The 19,929-nt window shown below is 64.2% G+C and carries 20 protein-coding genes; 4 read left to right on the forward strand and 16 right to left on the reverse strand.

Going from position 1 to position 19,929, the window contains the following annotated elements:
* Positions 1-58 precede the first annotated feature (58 nt).
* Together BMX67_RS10040 and BMX67_RS10045 are read right to left on the reverse strand one after the other, a co-directional pair.
* A complete protein-coding gene (locus BMX67_RS10040) occupies positions 59-1,222 on the reverse strand; it encodes a CaiB/BaiF CoA transferase family protein (protein WP_090734556.1) in 1,164 nt (387 codons plus the stop codon).
* Position 1,223: 1 nt separating this feature from the next.
* Entirely contained in the window at positions 1,224-2,066 is an 843-nt protein-coding gene (locus BMX67_RS10045; protein ID WP_090734557.1) for an AAA family ATPase, read from the reverse strand.
* Between the two features lie 183 nt (positions 2,067-2,249).
* Between BMX67_RS10045 and dksA the strand changes: the two genes are divergently transcribed.
* Together dksA and BMX67_RS10055 are read left to right on the forward strand one after the other, a co-directional pair.
* Positions 2,250-2,672 carry an RNA polymerase-binding protein DksA gene (dksA, locus tag BMX67_RS10050; protein ID WP_090734559.1) on the forward strand — a complete coding sequence of 141 codons (423 nt, stop codon included), beginning with the start codon at positions 2,250-2,252 and terminating at the stop codon, positions 2,670-2,672.
* Positions 2,673-2,781: 109 nt separating this feature from the next.
* Positions 2,782-3,909, forward strand: a complete 1,128-nt coding sequence (locus BMX67_RS10055; RefSeq protein ID WP_090734560.1) for an FAD-dependent monooxygenase — start codon at positions 2,782-2,784, stop codon at positions 3,907-3,909.
* On the opposite strand, the gene glmM is transcribed toward BMX67_RS10055, so the two are convergent.
* The 7 genes from glmM to BMX67_RS10090 form a co-directional block, all read right to left on the reverse strand.
* Entirely contained in the window at positions 3,906-5,249 is a 1,344-nt protein-coding gene (gene glmM / locus BMX67_RS10060) for a phosphoglucosamine mutase (RefSeq protein ID WP_090734562.1), read from the reverse strand. The two genes, BMX67_RS10055 and glmM, sit on opposite strands and share 4 nt — an antisense overlap.
* Entirely contained in the window at positions 5,246-6,232 is a 987-nt protein-coding gene (folP, locus tag BMX67_RS10065; protein WP_090734564.1) for a dihydropteroate synthase, read from the reverse strand. The genes glmM and folP overlap by 4 nt, the downstream gene beginning before the upstream one ends.
* The gene (locus BMX67_RS10070; RefSeq protein WP_245739411.1) at positions 6,229-7,014 is read right to left on the reverse strand and encodes a dihydroneopterin aldolase; all 786 of its coding nucleotides are present in this window, start codon (positions 7,012-7,014) and stop codon (positions 6,229-6,231) included. Before BMX67_RS10070 ends, folP begins: the two co-directional genes overlap by 4 nt.
* Before the next feature lie 53 nt (positions 7,015-7,067).
* Complete coding sequence (locus BMX67_RS10075) at positions 7,068-7,712, reverse strand: cell wall hydrolase (RefSeq protein WP_245739412.1); 645 nt, start codon at positions 7,710-7,712, stop codon at positions 7,068-7,070.
* 287 nt (positions 7,713-7,999) lie between these two features.
* On the reverse strand, positions 8,000-10,525 hold the full coding sequence (locus tag BMX67_RS10080) for a putative PEP-binding protein (RefSeq protein WP_090734567.1): 2,526 nt from the start codon (positions 10,523-10,525) through the stop codon (positions 8,000-8,002).
* 95 nt (positions 10,526-10,620) lie between these two features.
* The gene (locus BMX67_RS10085; protein ID WP_090734569.1) at positions 10,621-11,217 is read right to left on the reverse strand and encodes a peptidylprolyl isomerase; all 597 of its coding nucleotides are present in this window, start codon (positions 11,215-11,217) and stop codon (positions 10,621-10,623) included.
* Positions 11,210-11,716, reverse strand: a complete 507-nt coding sequence (locus BMX67_RS10090) for a peptidylprolyl isomerase (RefSeq protein WP_090734570.1) — start codon at positions 11,714-11,716, stop codon at positions 11,210-11,212. Before BMX67_RS10090 ends, BMX67_RS10085 begins: the two co-directional genes overlap by 8 nt.
* 164 nt (positions 11,717-11,880) lie before the next feature.
* Between BMX67_RS10090 and BMX67_RS10095 the strand changes: the two genes are divergently transcribed.
* The gene (locus tag BMX67_RS10095) at positions 11,881-13,074 is read left to right on the forward strand and encodes a phosphoglycerate kinase (protein WP_090734572.1); all 1,194 of its coding nucleotides are present in this window, start codon (positions 11,881-11,883) and stop codon (positions 13,072-13,074) included.
* Positions 13,075-13,144: 70 nt separating this feature from the next.
* Here BMX67_RS10095 and BMX67_RS10100 read toward each other — a convergent pair whose 3' ends face one another.
* Positions 13,145-13,612 (reverse strand): hypothetical protein, encoded by a 468-nt coding sequence (locus BMX67_RS10100; protein WP_139206482.1) that lies wholly within the window; start codon positions 13,610-13,612, stop codon positions 13,145-13,147.
* Positions 13,613-13,833: 221 nt separating this feature from the next.
* Between BMX67_RS10100 and BMX67_RS10105 the strand changes: the two genes are divergently transcribed.
* Positions 13,834-14,760, forward strand: coding sequence for a class I fructose-bisphosphate aldolase (locus tag BMX67_RS10105; RefSeq protein WP_090734575.1), 927 nt, complete (start codon positions 13,834-13,836; stop codon positions 14,758-14,760).
* 63 nt (positions 14,761-14,823) lie between these two features.
* Here the strand turns inward: BMX67_RS10105 and BMX67_RS10110 are convergent, their stop codons facing one another.
* The 6 genes from BMX67_RS10110 to odhB form a co-directional block, all read right to left on the reverse strand.
* On the reverse strand, positions 14,824-15,327 hold the full coding sequence (locus tag BMX67_RS10110) for a lytic transglycosylase domain-containing protein (protein WP_090734576.1): 504 nt from the start codon (positions 15,325-15,327) through the stop codon (positions 14,824-14,826).
* On the reverse strand, positions 15,320-16,708 hold the full coding sequence (lpdA, locus tag BMX67_RS10115; protein WP_090734578.1) for a dihydrolipoyl dehydrogenase: 1,389 nt from the start codon (positions 16,706-16,708) through the stop codon (positions 15,320-15,322). Before lpdA ends, BMX67_RS10110 begins: the two co-directional genes overlap by 8 nt.
* 72 nt (positions 16,709-16,780) lie before the next feature.
* Positions 16,781-17,170, reverse strand: coding sequence for an MAPEG family protein (locus BMX67_RS10120; protein ID WP_090734579.1), 390 nt, complete (start codon positions 17,168-17,170; stop codon positions 16,781-16,783).
* A 1-nt stretch (position 17,171) separates the two neighbouring features.
* On the reverse strand, positions 17,172-17,426 hold the full coding sequence (locus tag BMX67_RS10125) for a hypothetical protein (RefSeq protein WP_090734581.1): 255 nt from the start codon (positions 17,424-17,426) through the stop codon (positions 17,172-17,174).
* Positions 17,427-17,452: 26 nt separating this feature from the next.
* Positions 17,453-18,334: a sulfotransferase family 2 domain-containing protein gene (locus BMX67_RS10130; protein WP_090734583.1), complete on the reverse strand. Its 882-nt coding sequence runs from the start codon at positions 18,332-18,334 to the stop codon at positions 17,453-17,455.
* Positions 18,335-18,432: 98 nt separating this feature from the next.
* Positions 18,433-19,926, reverse strand: coding sequence for a 2-oxoglutarate dehydrogenase complex dihydrolipoyllysine-residue succinyltransferase (odhB, locus tag BMX67_RS10135; protein WP_090734584.1), 1,494 nt, complete (start codon positions 19,924-19,926; stop codon positions 18,433-18,435).
* Between the last annotated feature and the right edge of the window lie 3 nt (positions 19,927-19,929).

Raw genomic sequence — 19,929 nt, forward strand, 5'->3', positions numbered from 1 at the left:
TCTGTGTCGGGCGCAGACTAGTCTTGGCGATGGACCGGCGGCAATCCCGATTTCGCAATCAGCGACCGGTCGCGTCGGTATCCAGCCAGTCCAGAATCTGCTGGCGGTCCTGGTCCAGGCGCGGGGCGGGCGGGCGCGTGGTCCCATCGGGCAGGTCGCTCATCTTGATGGGGTTCCCGGCCGCGACAAAGGCGGGGCGATCCCCGTCGGTCTGCAGGGTCACCACCATGTTGCGCGACAGGATCTGTGGATCGCGCAGCACCTGCGCCATGTTCTGCACCCGCCCGGTCGGAACGCCCGCATGTTCAAGGACCGCGATCCAGTGATCGACATCGCGGGTCAGCGTGATGGTTTCGATCAGCCGTTTCAGAAGGTCGGGACGCTGGCAGCGGGCGGTGTTGGTGGCATAGTCGGGATCGTCGGGCAGATGATCCAACCCCAGTGCCGCGCAAAGCCGCGCGAAGATCGCATCATTGCCCGCCGCGATCACCACAAAGCCGTCGCGCGCCCGATAGGTCGCGAACGGTGTGATCGTGGGGTGACGCGCCCCCGTGGGACCGGGCGGCACGCCGGTTGCGCCGGTGATGGCGATGGCATGTTCCTGAATGGCCAGTTGCGCATCCAGCATCGAGATATCGACCTTCTGGCCCAGCCCGCTTTGCCCCCGCGCTATCAGCGCCGCCAGAATGCCCTGGGTCAGGTACATCCCCGCGACCACATCCCCGATCGAGGCCCCCACGCGCACCGGCGGACCGCCGGTTTCGCCGGTGATCGACATGACACCGCCACGGGCCTGAACGACCATGTCATAGGCGGGCTTGCCCGCCTCGGGGCCGGTATGCCCGAACCCCGAGACCGCGCCATAGATCAGCCGCGGCAGGCGGGCATGCAGATCGTCCCAGCCATAGCCCAGCCGCTCCATCACGCCGGGGCGATAATTTTCCAGCACCACATCGGCCCGCTGCAGAAGCCGCTCGAAGATCTCGCGATCATCGGCCGCCTTCAGGTTCAGCGCGATCGAGGATTTGCCGTGATTGAGCGCGGCGAAATAGGCGCTTTCACCGTCAAGGAAGGGCGGAAAGGCGCGGGTGTCGTCGCCAAGACCGGGGCGCTCGATCTTGATGACCCTTGCGCCCAGATCGACCAGTTGCGTCGAACAGAACGGCCCGGCCAGAACATGGGTCAGGTCCAGCACCACCAGACCGGCAAGCGGCTTGGCCATCCTAACGGGCCTGCCGCCGGGCCATGAAGGCCAGCTTTTCGAACAGGGCGACATCCTGTTCGTTCTTCAGCAGCGCCCCATGCAGACGCGGCAGCATATCACCCGGATCGCGGCGCAGATCCTGTGCGTCCAGATCCTCGGCCAGAAGCAGTTTCAACCAGTCAAGAAGTTCGCTTGTCGAAGGTTTCTTCTTCAATCCCGGCACGTCGCGCAGGTCCAGAAACTGGCGCAACGCCTCGTCCAGAAGGGCAGGTTTCAGGCCGGGGTAATGCAATTCGACAATTGTTTTCAATGTGTCTGCTTCGGGAAAGCGGATATAATGGAAAAAGCACCGGCGCAAAAACGCATCGGGCAATTCCTTTTCGTTGTTCGATGTAATGACGACGACCGGGCGATGGCGTGCGCGAATGGTTTCCCCAGTCTCGTAGACATGGAATTCCATCCGGTCCAATTCCTGTAACAGGTCGTTGGGAAATTCGATATCGGCCTTGTCGATCTCGTCGATCAGCAGCACGGTTTTCCGGTCCGCCTCGAAGGCCTGCCACAGCTTGCCCTTGCGGATGTAATTGGCAACCTCGTGAACGCGTTGATCGCCCAGCTGACTGTCGCGCAACCGGCTGACGGCGTCATATTCATACAGGCCCTGCTGCGCCTTGGTCGTTGACTTTACATGCCATTCGATGATCGGCATTCCAAGGCTTGCGGCGACCTGACGGGCCAGTTCGGTCTTGCCGGTGCCCGGTTCCCCCTTGACCAGCAACGGACGTTCCAGCGTGACCGCGGCATTGACGGCGACCGCCAGTTCGGGGGGCGCGACATAGCGATCGGTCCCGGTAAACTGCATCGAAACTCTCCTCTTCGTATCGGGTCTGCCCGCAAAGATGCCAGCGCGACGAACATCCTGATCAATATGTGTCATTTGCGCGAATAGCGGGCTTTGCCCTAGTGACAAGCATCACGTCATACTTTAAGTGGGCCGACAAGGTGCCGGATCTTACTTTCCTGCCCGGCGCCGCCGGAGGACCTAATGAAAGCCCAAACCTTTCTTCCACAGGATTATCGCCCCGCCGAGGACGAGCCGTTCATGAATGATCGGCAGCTTGAATATTTTCGTCGCAAGCTGGAGGCATGGAAGCAAGAGTTGCTGGACCAATCGGCCGAGACGCTGGAAGGGCTGCAGGACAGCGCCCGTTCCGTGCCGGACCTGGCTGATCGCGCTAGCGAGGAAACGGACCGCGCGCTGGAATTGCGCACCCGTGATCGTCAGCGCAAGCTGGTCAGCAAGATCGACTCGGCCCTGCGCCGCATCGAGAACAACGAATATGGTTATTGCGAAATGACCGGCGAGCCGATCAGCCTGAAACGGCTGGATGCCCGCCCGATCGCGACCATGACGCTGGAAGCCCAGGAAAAGCACGAACGTCGCGAGCGGGTTCACCGCGAGGGCTGATCCGGGCGCTCCGGGGCCGTCCGCGGCAGACCGGACGGCACGACATTCCCTGGAACGCCCCCGCCGGTCCCGTCATCGGCGGGGTTTTTCATGACCTCACGAGGTGCCCATGTCCCATGCGCTGACCGATCGGGCCGCCACCATCATTGGTGCGGGCGTGGCCGGGCTGACCGCCGCCATCGCGCTTGCGCAACGCGGGGCGCGGGTGCGGGTCCTTGAACGGGCCAGTGAGGTGCGGGAATTCGGCGCGGGATTGCAGCTGTCGCCAAATGCGGTGCGGGTGCTGGACGCGCTTGGACTGGGGGCGCAACTCCGCCGGGTCGCGCTGCGCAGCCATGCGGTGCAGTTGCGCGATCACGCGGGCGCGCATGTCGCCCGGCTTGATCTGATGCGCCATCGCCCGGATGACGGCTTCTACCTGGTGCAGCGGCCCGCCCTGATCGCGCTGCTGGCCGACGGTGCAAGACAGGCGGGCGCGACCCTGCAGACCGGTCACGCCGTCACCCAACCGCCCGAAGGCGCGCTGATCATCGGCGCCGACGGGTTGCACAGCGTGATCCGTCCGGCCCTGAACGGGCGCGAGGTGCCCTTTTTCACCCATCAGACGGCATGGCGTGCGGTGATTCCCGATCCCGAGGGCCCGCCCGAGGCACAGATCTTCATGGGACCGCGCCGCCATCTGGTCAGCTATCCGCTGCTCGGCGGGCTGCGAAACCTTGTCGCGGTCGAGGAACGATCGGGCTGGCACAAGGAAGGCTGGTCCCATCGCGACGACCCGGCCAATCTGCGTCGCGCCTTTGCCGGGTTTGGCGGGCCGGTCCCCGATTGGTTGTCGCGGGTTCGCGATCTGCATGTCTGGGGCCTGTTCCGCCATCAGGTCGCGCGGCGCTGGCAGGACGGGCGGATGGTGCTGATCGGGGACGCGGCGCACCCGACCCTGCCTTTCATGGCGCAGGGTGCGGTCATGGCGATCGAGGATGCCTGGTTGCTGGCCGCAAGCCTGGACCGAGAGCCGGATCAGGCGGCGGCGCTGGCGGCGTTCCAAACATTGCGCGACGCCCGCGTACGCCGCATCGTCGAAGCCGCGAATGGCAATGCCCGCAACTATCACCTGACAGGCCCAAAGAAACTGGCCGCCCACATGGTGTTGCGGACGGCCAGCAGAGTGGCGCAGAAGCGGCTGATCGGGCGGTTCGACTGGATCTATGACTACGATCCTGTCGCCGCGCTGTCCTAGGCGGCCTGTTCGACGGCGGCGACGATTCCGTCCACCACCTCGCGCAGGACGGTTTCATCCTCGGCCTCGGCCATGACGCGGATCAGGGGTTCCGTACCGGATTTGCGGATCAGAACGCGGCCCTTCGCGCCCAGCCGCGCCTCGGCGGCGGCGATCACGGATTTCACATCCTCGACCGCCAGCGGATCGGCACCCGCCGCATAGCGCACATTCTTCAACAGCTGCGGCACCGGATCGAACTGCGAGACAAGATCGCTGGCCGGCTGGCCGGTGTCTGACAGCGCGGCAAGGAATTGCAGTGCCGCGATCAGGCCGTCGCCGGTGGTGGCGTAATCGGTCATGACAATATGGCCCGACTGTTCGCCGCCCAGATTGAAGCCCGCCTCGCGCATTTTCTCGACGACATAGCGGTCGCCGACCTTGGTGCGTTCCAGTCGCAGGCCGTGGCCCTGAAGGAAGTTTTCCAGCCCAAGATTGGACATTACCGTCGCCACAAGCGCATCGCCCCGCAGCCGGCCCTGTTCAGCCCAACGCGCGGCCAGCAGCGCCATGATCTGATCGCCATCCGCAAGACGGCCCTTTTCGTCGATGATCAGAACCCGGTCGGCATCGCCGTCCAGCGTGATGCCCAGATGCGCGCCGTTCTGGATCACCGCCTGTGCGCAGGCTTCGGGATGGGTGCTGCCGACACCGTCATTGATGTTGAAGCCGTTCGGTTCGACCCCCAGCGGGATCACATCCGCGCCCAGTTCCCACAGAACCTCGGGCGCGGCGCGATAGGCCGCGCCATGGGCGCAATCGATCACGACCTTCAGCCCGTCCAGCCGCTGACCGGCGGGAAAGGTGGTCTTGGCATATTCGACATAGCGGCCCCGGCCGTCGTCGATGCGCTTGGCGCGACCGATATTCTGGGGCTGGGCGGGGTCGATCTGCGCCTCGACGATGGATTCGATCTCGGCTTCGGCGTCATCGGACAGCTTGAACCCGTCGGGACCGAAGAACTTGATGCCGTTATCGGCGGCGGGGTTGTGGCTGGCCGAAATCATGATGCCCAGATCGGCCCGCATCGAGCGGGTCAGATACCCCACCGCAGGCGTCGGAACCGGACCAAGCAGCAGCACATTCATCCCGGTGCTGGTCAGACCGGCGGTCAGCGCGTTTTCGATCATATAGCCCGACAGGCGGGTGTCCTTGCCGATGACGACGCGGTGGCCGTTGCGCCCGTCGCGGCGAAAGAATCGGCCCGCTGCCGCGCCCAGCCGCAGCGCCATTTCCGCGGTCATCGGATGGGTGTTGGCGCGGCCACGCACGCCGTCGGTGCCAAACAGCTTTCTGCTCATTCTTCTTCTGCCCCTTCGTTGTCTTTGACGGCCTGCCACAGCCGTAGTCCCTGCCTGATCGCCGCCACATCGTGGACACGGTGGATCTGCGCACCTTGCGCCACCGCAGCCAGTGTCAGCGCCAGCGTGCCGGGCATCCGGTCAGGCGCGTGTCCGGCCTTGCCGATATTGCCGATAAAGCGTTTGCGCGACACGCCCAGCAAGATCGGGCAGCCCAGCCCGTGATACAGCGACAGCCGCCGCAGGATGGCCAGATTATGCGTCTGCGTCTTGCCGAATCCGATCCCCGGATCGATCACGATTTGTGACCGGGGAATGCCCGCCTGTTCCGCCCGCGTGATCCGGGCCTCCAGCGCGTCATAGACATCCAGAACCACATCGTCATAGCGCGGATCGTCCTGCATGCTGTCGGGCAGGCCCTGGGCATGCATTAGGCAGACCGGCAGACGCGCCGCGGCCACCACATCGGGCAGGTCAGGGTCGAAATCGAAGCCCGACACATCGTTGATCATCGCCGCGCCCAGACCGATGCCGGCCCGTGCCACCGCTGCCTTGCGGGTATCGACCGAAATCGGGATCCGGTCCGACAGCCCCGCAACGACGGCCGAGATACGGTCGATTTCATCCTGAACCGGTACTTCAAGTGCGCCGGGGCGGGTGGATTCGCCGCCGATATCCAGAATGTCCGCACCTGCCGCGATCAGCGCCTGTCCCTGTGCCAGCGGGGCATAGCTGCCACCGTCGGAAAAGCTGTCGGGGGTCGCGTTCACGATGCCCATGATCCGCGGCCGATCCATGCCAAGCCCCATCAGGCTTGCGCGCGGCGCTGTCAGGCGGGTCAGCACATCCTCGGGGATCTGATCGGTGATGGCCGGGGCGCGGCCGCGCTCCAACCGTTCGACCTGGGAAAAGCGGACCCAGCCGCCCGCAAGGGACCAGCACCCGCCGAGTTCTTGCGGGATGGGGCGATAATAGACGGTCATGCGCCCGCGCCGGGCAGCGGTCGCAAGGCGATCTGCGGCAGGACGGGATCGGGCGACGGATCGGTCGCCGCGATCGTCACATGGTCCGAGCCCAGACGATCGGCCAGCCAGCTTGCCAGATGCAGCGGCAGGGCCGGGATCGCGGCATCGGCGGCCAGCTTGGTAGGGGCCCAGATCACCGGTTGGCCGGCACGGATCGCGGCATCCAGTTCCGTCTGGCTTTCGGCGATTTCCAGCCCCAGCTGACCCGACAGCGCCCATGCCGCCTGATCCAGCGCCAGCAGGGCGATGCGCCGCTGATCGCCGCCCTGCGGCACGGGCAGATCGGGTGCGGGCGGGCACAGGATCGCGGCCCCGGTCGGCGGTGCCATCCCCGGCGACCACAGGATCACATCGACGGGCAGGGCAGTCCTGTCGGGGCTGACCCGTCCGGCGCGTCGGTGAATGGTGATGCCAAGGGCGCCGGGTCCGCGATCCAGTTTTTCGACGCTGACGGTGATCGCGGCCGCGCGGGGGTGATCCAGAACCTCGGCAGCGATCTTTTCGGCCAGCGTCTCGACCAGATTGTAGCGCTGATCGGCAAGGGCCGCCGATATGGCATAGATCAGCACGTCATAAGACAGCACGCTGTCGACCTGATCGTCGCGGCTGGCGCCGATATCGCGCAGATCGACGGTCAGATTGAAGCGCAGCCGCTGATTGCGGCCGCGTTCGGATTGAAATGCACCGATATCGGCGGCGACCACATGGTCGCGAAGGTGAATGCGATCAGCTTGTTCCATGACCGTCATTCATCGCAAATCGCGCCATCAGGCAAGCACGGTTTCCAGAATCTTCAGTTCGAGGCGACGCGCTGGCCGGTGCTGTAGAAGATATGGCGACCGATGGTGGCAGTGCGCTGAAAGCGATGCGACCATTTCGGGCGCACGGCAGGGGTGTGGAAATAGGTGGCGCCCCCGGTCAGCACGCGCGGCGCCCCGGCCAACGCGGCCTCGGCCACCTTGCGGACGCGCAGATAGACTGCCTTGTTGCGGATCGGCTTGGCACCGCCGATGGTATAGCTGAACTGGCTGGGCTGGTTCACGACCGCGCAGACGCTGGACGGAAAGCGGCGGCTATCGACGCGGTTCAGGATCACTTCGGCGACGGCGGCCTGACCCTTGGCGCCTTCGCCGCGGGCTTCGTGATAAAGCGCTTCGGCCAGGCAATTCAGATCTTGCTGAGAAAACTGCGCACTGCTACTGGCGCGAGTCAGATAGACCTGTTCCGGCCCACCCTCGATCGCGACGGGTTCGGCGCCGGTGTAAAGAAGAGGCTTGGGACGCGGCAGACCCATCGGGTCCGAATTGGCACCATAGATATTGGCATTCGCAGAGAACAGCGATCCGTTCCCTTCGGCGGTCGCACTGGTCGTTACAACTGGCAGCGTGGCAGCGACACAGATACAGACCTGCATCAGCCGTGAAAGCAGCTTTGGCATGTACAGTCCTATAATCGTGACCCGTTGATCGGGCGTTAAATCCGCACCCGCCGGAGCAGTCGGTTGGCGCGAAAATTCCGCGAATGCATATTGGTTTCCGACTTGACGGTTCCACCACACATCCGCGTCAGCCCGCGAATCCGGTCGCAAAGCATCGATATGGGCAAAAATTTGCCGAGCGTGCAGATTGGTTCTGGCAAGATTCAGCAAGTCACGTGGCGAAGTTGCCGTGTGAAATTCATCCGTGGATTGTGCGACCTGATGTCGATGTGATTCGGCCAAGCCGCCTAGGGCATGCGGATCTGTGCCTGTGCGGCGGCCAGACGGGCAACCGGCACCCGGAACGGCGAGCAAGAGATATAGTCGAACCCGGCCTCGTGGCAGAAGGTGATCGATTCCGGGTTGCCGCCATGTTCGCCGCAGACCGAGATGGTGATGTCGGGCTTTTGCGTGCGCGCCCGTTCTGCCCCGATCAGCAGCAGTTCGCCGACCCCGTCGGTATCCAGAATATGGAACGGATCCTCGGCATAGACGCCCTGGGTGACATAGGGGCCCATGAAGCGCCCGGCGTCGTCGCGCGACAAGCCGTAGGTCATCTGCGTCAGGTCATTGGTGCCGAAGGACAGAAAGGCCGAATGGGCGGCAATGTCACCCGCACGCAGTGCCGCGCGTGGCGTTTCGACCATGACGCCCAGCCGATAGGTGAAATCGACGCGCCGTTCGTTGCGCACGGCGGCGGCCACGGCATCAATGCGGTTCTTGACCAGTTCGACCTCGCGCATGGCGCTGACCAGCGGGATCATGATTTCGGGCACGACCGCATCGCCGCTGCGGCTGGCCTCGATCGTGGCCTCGAAGATCGCGCGAGCCTGCATGTCATAGATTTCGGGCACGGTGATGCCCAGCCGCACCCCGCGCATTCCCAGCATGGGGTTGAATTCCGACAAGGCATCGACGCGCCGGGTCACATCCGACAGCGGCAGGTCCATCGATTCGGCCAGTTCGCGCAGCCCCTCGCGGTCATGCGGCAGAAATTCGTGCAAAGGCGGGTCGAACAGGCGGATGGTGACCGGAAGCCCGGCCATGATCTCGAACAGGTCGATAAAGTCGCGCCGCTGCATCGGCAGGATCCGGTCCAGCGCAAGCTTGCGATCTTCGGGACGGTTGGCGAAGATCATCTCACGCATGGCGGGCAGACGTTCGGCGTCAAAGAACATATGCTCGGTCCGGCACAGCCCGATGCCCTGAGCCTGAAACTTGCGGGCGGTGCGAGCATCTTCCGGGGTATCGGCATTGGCGCGGACGCCCATGCGGCGATAGCTGTCGGCCCAGGTCAGCAACTGGTTGAAATTTTCGTCCAGCGCAGGTTCCAGCATCGCCGCCGCGCCCAGCAGTACCTCGCCCGAACTGCCGTCGATGGTGATTTCATCGCCCTCGCGCAGGCTGTGGCCATTTACGGTCAGCTTGCGGTTGCGCCCGTCGATGGCGATGCCGGTCGCGCCGACAATGCAGGGCAGTCCCATGCCGCGCGCGATCACGGCGGCATGACTGGTGGTTCCGCCCCGTTCGGTCAGTACCGCGACCGAGGCGTGCATGCCGCGAATGTCCTCGGGCACGGTTTCGCGCCGGGCCAGAACGCAGGCCTCGCCACGGGCAGAGGCGGCTTGCGCGGCGGCGGCGCTGAACACGATCTTGCCCGTGGCGGCGCCGGGGCTGGCATTGATGCCGCGCGCCAGAACCTGTCGCGGGGCACGCGGATCGACCTGATGGTGCAGCAATTCCGACAGGGCGCGCGGCTCGACCCGCATCACGGCCTCTTCGGGGGGGATGACCCCGTCGCGGGCAAGCGCGACCGCGATCGCCACGCTGGCACGGGAACTGCGCTGCACCCGGACCGCATCGATCAGCGACACGGTGGAATCGCTGATGACGAATTCGATCTGCATTTCTTCGCGAAGACGTTCGCGGGCGGCGACGCCAAAGCGGATCAGATCGGCAAACACCTCGGGTGCGATGTCCTGCAGGGCCGATCCGCGCTGATCCTGGGTCAGATACAGCGTTTCCGCCCCGATGCCGATGGCCTTGCCATAGCTTTGGCCGCGAAACCGCCCGGTGATGCGGGACTGACCGGTCACTGAATCGACGAACTGGATCGTCCCCGAACCACAAAGGCCCGGCCCCATCGCCAGCGCCATCTGCTGCACGACCAGACCCAGCGGCGCATCGGGCGGGGCACCCTTGGCCTGACGCAGCAGCCGCGCGGTCGGCCCGTCCCATGCGCGCGCCATCGACCGTAGAACCTCGGCCAGTTGCCGTCGGGGGTCCTGGGGGAAGGGCTCGTCCATCTCATCGGCATAGCAGCGCAGGGCGTCGCGCAATGCGTTGTCGCCATCCTGCGCGAACATGTCCGGGTCCAGACGCGCGATATTGATCGCATAGCTTTGCACGAAGGACAGGTAGATCGCATCGGCATTGCCCTTGCCGATCCGCTGCGCCAGCCGGGCATGGGTGTCGTCATTGATGCCCACGTTCAGCACCGTTCCCGGCCCACCCCATTCGGGCATCAATGCCGAGGGGCGCACGCTGACCAGACCGTCGCCATCACTGAACAGCCGGTCAAGCGGCGACAGATCCACCGGTTGCCCCGCCGCGATGGCCTGCACGATCAGGGCGGGCAGGGCAAAGCTGTCGGGCACGGGCAGATCCATGCGGATCAGCCGTTGCAGGCATTTTGCGCGAAATCCGAACCGCGCCCGGTCGATCGGGGCGGCCGGGGCAATCATCGTGATCTGGTCGGTCAGCGGCATGGTCATGGCGCATCAGACTATGACCCGCGGGCCGCATGCCGCAAGTGCGAAAAAGGGGGCCGAGGCCCCCTTTTCCTGTCAGGCAGATACCGAAGAACGGTTCATTCCTGAATGCTGACCTTCGCCATGTAGTCGGGGGTATCCACCGCGCCATTGGCCGAGGCGTCACCCTTCTTGATGGCGTTCAGCACGTCCCAGCCGTCGACCAGCTGGCCGACAACGGTGTACTGGCCGTCAAGGAAGGTCGCCGGTGCCAGGTCGATGAAGAACTGGCTGTTGGCGCTGTTGGGGTCCTGCGAGCGGGCCATGCCGACGGTGCCGGGCTGGAACGAGACGTCGTTGAACTCGGCCTCTAGGTCGGGCAGATCGGATGCGCCCATCCCCGCGCGCGAGGTGTCGCCACCCTGCTTGCCGTACTGGACATCGCCGGTCTGGGCCATGAAGCCGTCGATCACGCGGTGAAACACGACGCCGTCATAGGCGCCCGATTTCGCCAGCTCGGTCAGGCGTGCGACATGGGCCGGGGCCTTGTCCGCATACAGGTCCAGCGTGATCGTGCCCTTGGCGGTGCCATCGGCGCCAGCGACCTCGATCACCATGTTCGGGCCGGGCCCGTCGGTCACGCCGGGCAGACCTTCGGCCTGCGCGGTGCCCGCAACCATCAGCGCGGCGGCGGTCAGGATCGCCTGCTTACGCATCGGCGGCCACCTTGACCGAAATCATGCGGTCGGGTTGTGCAGGCGGCTCGCCGCGGACGATCTTGTCGACATGTTCCATCCCCTGAACCACACGGCCATAGACGGTGTATTGGCCGTTCAGGAAATGATTGTCCTTGAAGTTGATGAAGAACTGGCTGTTGGCGCTGTTGGGGTTCGCCGAACGCGCCGCACCCAGCGTGCCGCGATCATGCGGCAGCTTCGAGAATTCGGCCGGAAGATCGGGCAGGTCCGAGCCGCCGGTGCCTGCGCGACCGGGGTTATAGTCCTTTTCCATATTGGCATTGGCCACGTCGCCGGTCTGGGCCATGAAGCCGTCGATGACGCGGTGGAAGGCGACGTTGTCATATGCGCCCGCACGTGCCAGCTCTTTCATGCGCTCGCTGTGCTTGGGGGCGACATCGGGCAGAAGCTCGATGACGACGGGTCCATCCTTCAATTCGATGATGATCGTGTTTTCGGGGTCCTTGATGTCGGCCATGAGGCCCTCCTTTCCCAAGACTTCGGCCCTGATCTAGTGCAGATCGGCGGGAAAGGGCAACGCGAGAACGCATCACGCCCGCGTCAGAGCCAGCGCGGTTGACCTTGCCGGGTTTGGGTGTGACAACCCCAGCAATGCCCAAAGGGCCCGCAAGAGGACGCGATATGGCTGATTTCAAAACAATTGATGACATGGATCTGGACGGCAAGGTCGTGCTGACCCGCGTCGATCTGAACGTGCCCGTCGATCAGGGCCGCGTAACCGACGCCACGCGGATCGAAAAGATCGTGCCGACCGTCAAGGACATTCAGGAAAAGGGCGGCATTCCGGTTCTGCTGGCGCATTTCGACCGCCCCAAGGGCAAACGCGTCGACAGCATGAGCCTGAAGCAGATCGTGCCCGCGCTGGAAGCCGCGCTGGGTCAGCCCGTCGCCTTTGCCGATGATTGCATCGGCGGCCCCGCCAAGCGTGTCGTCGCGGCGCTGAATCCGGGCGATGTCGCGCTGCTGGAAAACACCCGCTTTCACGAGGGCGAGGAAGGCAACGACCAGACTTTCGCGGCCTCGATGGCGGCCTTGGGCGGCGCCTATATCAATGACGCCTTTTCGGCGGCGCACCGCGCCCATGCCTCGACCGAGGGGTTGGCCCGGCTGCTGCCCGCGGGTGCCGGTCGCCTGATGGAGGCCGAATTGAAGGCGCTGGACGCGGCGCTTGGCAATCCCGAACGTCCGGTCGTGGCGATCGTGGGCGGGGCCAAGGTCTCGACCAAGCTGGAATTGCTGACAAACCTGATCGAGAAGGTCGATCATCTGGTCATCGGCGGCGGCATGGCCAATACCTTTCTGGTCGCCAAGGGCATCGAGGTCGGGAAATCGCTGGCCGAACGTGACATGGCCGACACGGCAAGTGCGATTCTGGAAAAGGCCGATGCAACCGGCTGCCAGATCCACCTGCCGGTCGATATCGTAGTGGCGCGTGAATTCGAGGCAGGTGCGGCCAGCGAAACCTTGCCGGTCGATCAATGCCCTGCCGATGCGATGATCCTTGATGCGGGTCCGGACACGGTGGAACAGCTGCGCGACGTCTTTGGCCGCTGCCGCACGCTGATCTGGAACGGACCGCTTGGCGCGTTCGAGATCGAGCCCTTCGATCAAGCAACGAACGCTGCCGCCAGGGTCGCCGCCGATGCCACGCGCGATGGCACGCTGGTTTCCGTGGCAGGTGGCGGCGATACGGTTGCCGCGCTGAACAAGGCCGGGGTCGCGGGGGATTTCACCTTCATCTCGACCGCGGGCGGCGCGTTCCTGGAATGGATGGAGGGCAAGGAATTGCCGGGCGTCGCGGCGCTGACCGACTGATCGGAACATCCTGCCGAAATGTGAAACCGGGCGGACCAAAATCCGCCCGGTTTTCCTTTGTGCGATCGGATCAGCGCCGGTTCCAGCCCAGCAACGCCCCGAGCAAGCCACCATTATTGGTGTTGCCGTTGGCGGCGGCGGATGCCTGTTGCCCGGTCTGGCTTGCCTGCTGCGACGCCGGGCTGCCTTCTGCCGATTGTGCGTCGCTAGTCGGCGGGGTCGTGCCGTCCGAAGCCGGGGCTGGGGCGCTGTCATCGGATGCCCCGGCCGCGCTGTCCTGCGATGGGGCGGGGGCGTCACTGCCCGCGGCCGCGCGGCGATAGGCGGAATAGCTGGCCAGCCAGTTGTCAAAGCGTTCGTAGTCGTCGGGCACGGCCGTCGTCTCGGCGGTACCGGGATCAGCGGCCACCGTATTTTCGCCGATGGCCGTGATCGGTCTTACAAAGATGCTGCGATGGTCGGCACCGATCTCGGTGCCAAGCGCGTTGATCTGCGCCCCGTAAAGCGGCAGGTAGTAGGTGCTAACATTCGTGCTCATGAACATGCTGCGTTCCCGTTCGGGTTCCAGAAGCTTCCAATGGTGCAGAATGCGCAACCAATGCCAGAAATTACTGGTTACCATTTTATTAATGGCCCTGCCGCGCCAATTGCGCAGCCATCGGCAGAAAGCTGAATTCCCTGTGGAATTGTTAGCGGGAACAACATTGTCTGTGGCGGGTGACATGCTATTCAACCGCCATCACGACAGGAGATGATCTTATGACGATGACCGACACGGTGCGCCGCATTCTGGCCAATTACGAAGGCGAGACGCCGGGCGTGAAGGCACAACTTGCCCGCATGCTGATGACCGGCAAACTGGCGGGAACCGGCAAGATGATCATCCTGCCGGTTGATCAGGGCTTCGAACACGGGCCGGCACGGTCTTTCGCGCCGAACGCCGCCGGCTATGACCCGCATTACCATTACCAGCTGGCCATCGATGCCGGGCTGAACGCCTATGCCGCACCGCTTGGCATGATCGAGGCCGGGGCCGACACCTTTGCCGGTCAGATCCCGACCATCCTGAAGGTCAACAGCGCCAACAGCCTGATGTCGGACACCGCAGGCAAGAACCAGGCGATCACCGCCTCGGTCGATGATGCGCTGCGCCTTGGCTGTTCGGCGATCGGCTTCACGATCTATCCGGGTTCGGACATGGCGCTGGACATGTTCGAAGAGATCAAGGAAATGCGCCGCGAAGCCGCTGCCAAGGGCGTGGCGACCGTGATCTGGTCCTATCCGCGTGGCGAAGCCATCAGCAAGGATGGCGAGACCGCGATCGACATCGCCGCCTATGCCGCACAGGTCGCGGCACTGCTGGGCGCGCATATCATCAAGATCAAGCTGTCGACCGACCATCTGGAACTGGCCGAGGCCAAGAAGGTCTACGAAGCCCAGCAGATCGACGTATCCACCCAGGCCAAGCGCGTCGCGCATTGCATGGATGCCTCTTTCGCGGGCCGTCGCATCGTGGTCTTTTCGGGCGGGGCGGCAAAAGGTGCCGATGCCGTTTACGACGATGCCCGTGCGATCCGCGACGGCGGCGGCAATGGCTCGATCATCGGGCGCAACAGCTTTCAGCGGTCGCGCGAAGATGCGCTGGATATGCTGCAAAAGCTGGTGGATATCTACAAGGGCGCGTGATCCGCAGCCTGTCCACGCAAAGGAAAAGGGGGCTTCGGCCCCCTTTTTATTGCCGTCGCAATATCAGCCGCGTAGGCCCGTGGCCTTCAGCAGCCCCTTGCGCTTGGCCTCGTAATAATAGCCGCGCGCATACCAGCCGACGGCCTTGTCGGGGTTGCCATCGGCCACCAGATAGGCGCCGCGCAGATATTTCACGCCATAGCGAAGGTTGGTATCGGCATCCAGCAGACCGGCATCGGGGCCGCGATAGCCCATGGTCCGCGCCGTCTGCGGCAGGATCTGCATCAGCCCGTAGTAAGGGCCGTTCCGCGCCTGCGGTCGGTGCGAGGATTCCCGCAAGACGACCTGCTGCACCAGCGATGTCGGCACCTTGTAATGCGCCGACCAGTAGTTGATCCGCGACCGAAGATAGGGCGTTTCATTGGGATACAGTCCGCGCTGCGCCTTCTTGGACGCCGCGCCTTTGCCGCCCCCGCATGCCGCCAGCGCAAGCACCGACAGCAGTAGACCGCGCCGACCAAGCGTCGGCAGACAGGGGGGCTGTGCCCCCCGTGCCGTGTCAGACATGGATTGCCCCGTCGCCGCAGGCCATGGCGGCTTCGCGCACGGCTTCCGAAGTGGTGGGATGGGCGTGGCAGGTCAGGGCCAGATCTTCAGCCGAGGCGCCGAATTCCATCGCAACGCAGATCTCGTGGATCATCTCGCCCGCATTCGGACCGACGATATGGCCGCCCAGAATGCGATCGGTCTCGGCATCGGCGATCAGCTTCACAAAGCCGTCGGCCTGCATCATCGCCTTGGCGCGGCCATTACCCATGAAGGGGAACTTGCCGACCTTGATCTTGCGGCCACCTTCCTTGGCAGCCTCTTCGGTCAGGCCGACGCTGGCAACCTCGGGGGTGGTATAGACCACGCCGGGGATCACGTCATAATTCACATGGCCGTGCTTGCCCGCGATCACCTCGGCTGCGGCGACGCCTTCGTCTTCGGCCTTGTGGGCCAGCATCGGGCCGGGGACGCAGTCGCCGATGGCATAGATGCCTTTCACATTGGTGGACCAATGCTTGTCGATCTTGACGAAGCCGCGATCGGTCATCTCGATGCCCAGCTTGTCCAGGCCCAGCCCGTCGACGGTCGCGCGACGGCCAGTGGCGACCAGCACGCAATCGGCGTCCAGAACATGTTCGCTGTCATCCTTTTTCAGCGCATAGCTGACCTTGGCCTTGCCGCCGGCGACCTCGGCCGATTTCACGGCGGCACCCATGACGAATTTCAGCCCCTGCTTGGTCAGGATCTTCTGGAACTGCTTTTGCACCTCGCCATCCATGCCGGGGGTGATGACGTCCAGATATTCCACGACCGTGACCTGCGCGCCAAGGCGGGCATAGACCGAGCCAAGTTCCAGACCGATCACGCCCGCGCCGATGACGACCATCGATTTCGGGATCTTCGGCAGAGCCAGCGCACCGGTGGAGTCGACGATGACACCCGCGTCGTTATCGACCTCGACACCTTTCAACGCGGACGGGACCGAGCCGCTGGCGATGACGATGTTCTTCGTTTCATGCACGGTGTCGCCGACCTTGACCTTGCCGGCGGCCTCGATCGACGCCCAGCCCTTGATCCAGTCGATCTTGTTCTTCTTGAACAGGAATTCGACGCCCTTGGTGTTGGCGCCGACGACATCGGACTTGTAGCCCTGCATCTTGGCCCAGTCGACTTTGACCTTGGCGCCCATCAGGCCCATCTTTTCGAAATTCTCGTGCGTTTCATGCAGCATGTGGCTGGCATGCAGCAGGGCCTTGGACGGGATGCAGCCGACGTTCAGGCAGGTGCCGCCAAGGGTCTCGCGGCCTTCGACACAGGCCACCTTCAGGCCCAGCTGCGCTGCGCGAATGGCACAGACATAGCCGCCCGGGCCCGAACCGATCACGATCAGATCATACATGGATAGTTCCTTCTGTCAGTTGTGGCGAAGGGCCTTCCCCCCGCCACGGAAGCATTTGGACCCTGCCGCGCCCTAGAACAGCGCCGCAAGGATCATGAACAGGGTTGCCGCAAAGCCGATGGCCCAGATCATCGAACGATGCGGCACAAGGCCCAGCACATAGGCCGGGACATAGGCGATCCGCGCCAGCAGATAGACCCAGGCGCAGATCGCGGTAAAGCTGCTTGCCTGCTGGCCAAGGGTGACGACGACCACTGCCAGCGTGAACAGGATCAACCCCTCGAAATGATTGTTCAGCGCCCGTTGCAACCGGCCGGCGCGACCTGTCAGGGCAGGGGCGTGATCGCGCGGACCCATGGCCACGCGGGGCCCGACCTGCCGGTTCGCGGCAACCGAAAAGGCGGTGAACTGTGCGGCCTGCAACAGTCCGGCCAGTGCAAGGACGGTCAGCTCGGTCGTCATGCTAGGCGGTCTCCACGAAATGATGGGAACGGGCGGTGACCCCGGCCTGACTGTCAAAGACCCTGGCCCCGCCATCCAGATAGGCACGCGCGGCCTTGGCGTCGCTGACGCTGAACAAGGCCCAGATGCTGGTCGCCTCTTCGCGCCACAATTGCAGCAGCGACAGGCCGTTCAGGCCGCGATCCTCGGCATCGGCATCGAATGCCGCGCGAAAGGTTGCCTCGTCCCGAATGGTGTAATGCGCGATCATCTGCATATGCGGTCCTTTCCCGTGCCCGCCGCTCACGACGGCTGGTCCGGATCATAGCCCAGCCAGCCGAAATCCTCAGCATAAAGCTGACCGATATGATGGCGATTGGCAGGGGTCAGAAGATCCGCACGATCGCTGCGCCGCGCCTGGCTGTTGGCCTTCGGGGCCGCAAAGCCATCAGGCAGATTGTGACCCAGCCGGTCGGCGACTTGATGGCAGAATCCGGGCATATCCTCGACCCGGCCCAGAATGTCGGGGCGATAGATATCAGGACGGATATTGTCGATCTGGGGGCGCCAATGCGGATCAATGGCCGCCGAGCCCATCTTGTCGCGGGTCAGCTCGACATAGGCCAGAAAGCGGGCCAGCCCTTCCGCCGTGCGGGGATGACGGGTCCAGTCGAAACCGACGGTCGCATTCATCCGCAGCCGGTCGGCGGCAAACCAGCTGTGGCGCAGGTCATGCGACTGACACAGGTAGTCAAAGGCCGACAGGACACGTTCGGTCGGGTGGCGCACGGTCGCGATCCGCAATGCCTTTTGCAGCCGGGCGGGCCCGTTTCTAAGTGCCAGCACGGGGCGAAGGATCCAACCGGTGGCCTGCATGTGGTGGACCACGGAATCGGGATTGATATCCTGCGGCATGTCCCATTCGGTGGTCAGAGGCACGCCGAATTCCAGCCTGAACAGCAATCTGCGCGCCGAACTGGTGCCCGCCTTGCCATTGTTCAGGAACGCCCACCTGCCCGATGCGGGCATGTGGATGCTGCGCAGAAACTGTGCCGCGGCATCGGTATCGGCAAAGCCATCCGCATGGGCGGCTGCGAATTGCTCGGCCTGCGCATTGGCGGGGCCGGGGCGCAAGGGCGGGGCAAAAAAGACGGAATGACCTGCGGCGGCGGCCAGATCGGTCATGGCGCAAACCTTCTTTCGTCTGTCGAGGCGCTTGCCACGAACCCATTCACTGCAGGTAAGGGGGATGCGGGGGCGGCTGGAACCGCCCCCGGACGATCTTACAGATCCATCAGCAGGCGACGGGGATCTTCCAGCGCCTCTTTGACGCGCACCAGGAAGGTCACGGCGCCCTTGCCGTCGACGATGCGGTGGTCATAGGACAGGGCCAGATACATCATCGGGCGAATGACGATCTCGCCGCCGACGACCATCGGACGTTCCTGGATCTTGTGCATGCCCAGGATGCCCGACTGCGGCGGGTTCAGGATCGGGGACGACATCAGCGAGCCGTAGACGCCACCGTTCGAGATGGTGAAGGTGCCGCCCTGCATTTCGGCCATCGACAGCTTGCCGTCGCGACCCTTCTTGCCCAGTTCGGCGATTTCCTTCTCGATCGCGGCAAAGCTTTTCTGATCGGCATCGCGCACGACCGGAACGACCAGACCCGAAGGCGTCCCGACGGCGACACCCATGTTGACGAAGTTTTTGTAGACGACGTCGGTGCCGTCGATTTCTGCATTGACCTCGGGGACTTCCTTCAGCGCGTGGCAGCAGGCCTTCACGAAGAAGGACATGAAGCCCAGCTTGACCTTGTGCTTCTTCTCGAAGGCGTCCTTGTATTCGTTGCGCAGACCCATGACGCCGGACATGTCGGCCTCGTTATAGGTCGTCAGCATCGCCGCGGTGTTCTGCGCGTCCTTCAGACGGCGGGCGATGGTCTGGCGCAGACGGGTCATCTTGACGCGTTCCTCGCGGGCGCTGTCATCGACGGCCTTCGGCGCGGCGGGGGCCTTGGGTGCGGCACCGGCCTTGGCCACGTCTTCCTTCATGACGCGACCGTCACGGCCCGAGCCCTGAACCTGATCGCGGTCCAGACCCTTTTCGGCCATAGCCTTCTTGGCCGAGGGCGCATCCTCGACATCCTTGCGCAGGGTCGGGGTTTCGGGTCCGGCATCGGTCGCCTTTTCATCCGCCGTGGCTGCGGCGGGCTTGGCACCGCCTGCACCTTCGGTGATGACGGCCAGCTTCGCCTTGGCGTCGACCGTGGTGCCTTCGACGGCGACGATCTCGGCCAGCACGCCGGCTGCGGGGGCGGGAACCTCGACCGAAACCTTGTCGGTTTCCAGCTCGCACAGCATCTCGTCGGCGGCGACGGTATCGCCGACCTTCTTGAACCAGGTTGCGACGGTGGCTTCGGTCACCGATTCACCCAGCGCCGGAACCATTACATCGACCGAGGCACCGCCGGTTGCGGGCGCCTCTTCCTTCTTCGGGGCGGCGGCTTTCGGCGCATCGGCCGATTTGCCGCCCGCGGCGCCTTCGCTGATCTGCGCCAGCAGGGCGTTCGGTTCGACGGTCGAGCCTTCTTCGGCGACGATTTCCGACAGCGTGCCTGCGGCGGGGCTGGGCACCTCGACAGTCACCTTGTCGGTTTCCAGCTCGCACAGCATTTCATCGACTTCGACGCGGTCACCGGGCTTCTTGAACCAGGTGGCGATGGTCGCCTCGGTCACGGATTCACCCAGTGCGGGCACACGAACTTCGGTGGTCATCAG

This window comes from Paracoccus homiensis (genome assembly GCF_900111675.1).
Classification (GTDB): domain Bacteria; phylum Pseudomonadota; class Alphaproteobacteria; order Rhodobacterales; family Rhodobacteraceae; genus Paracoccus; species Paracoccus homiensis.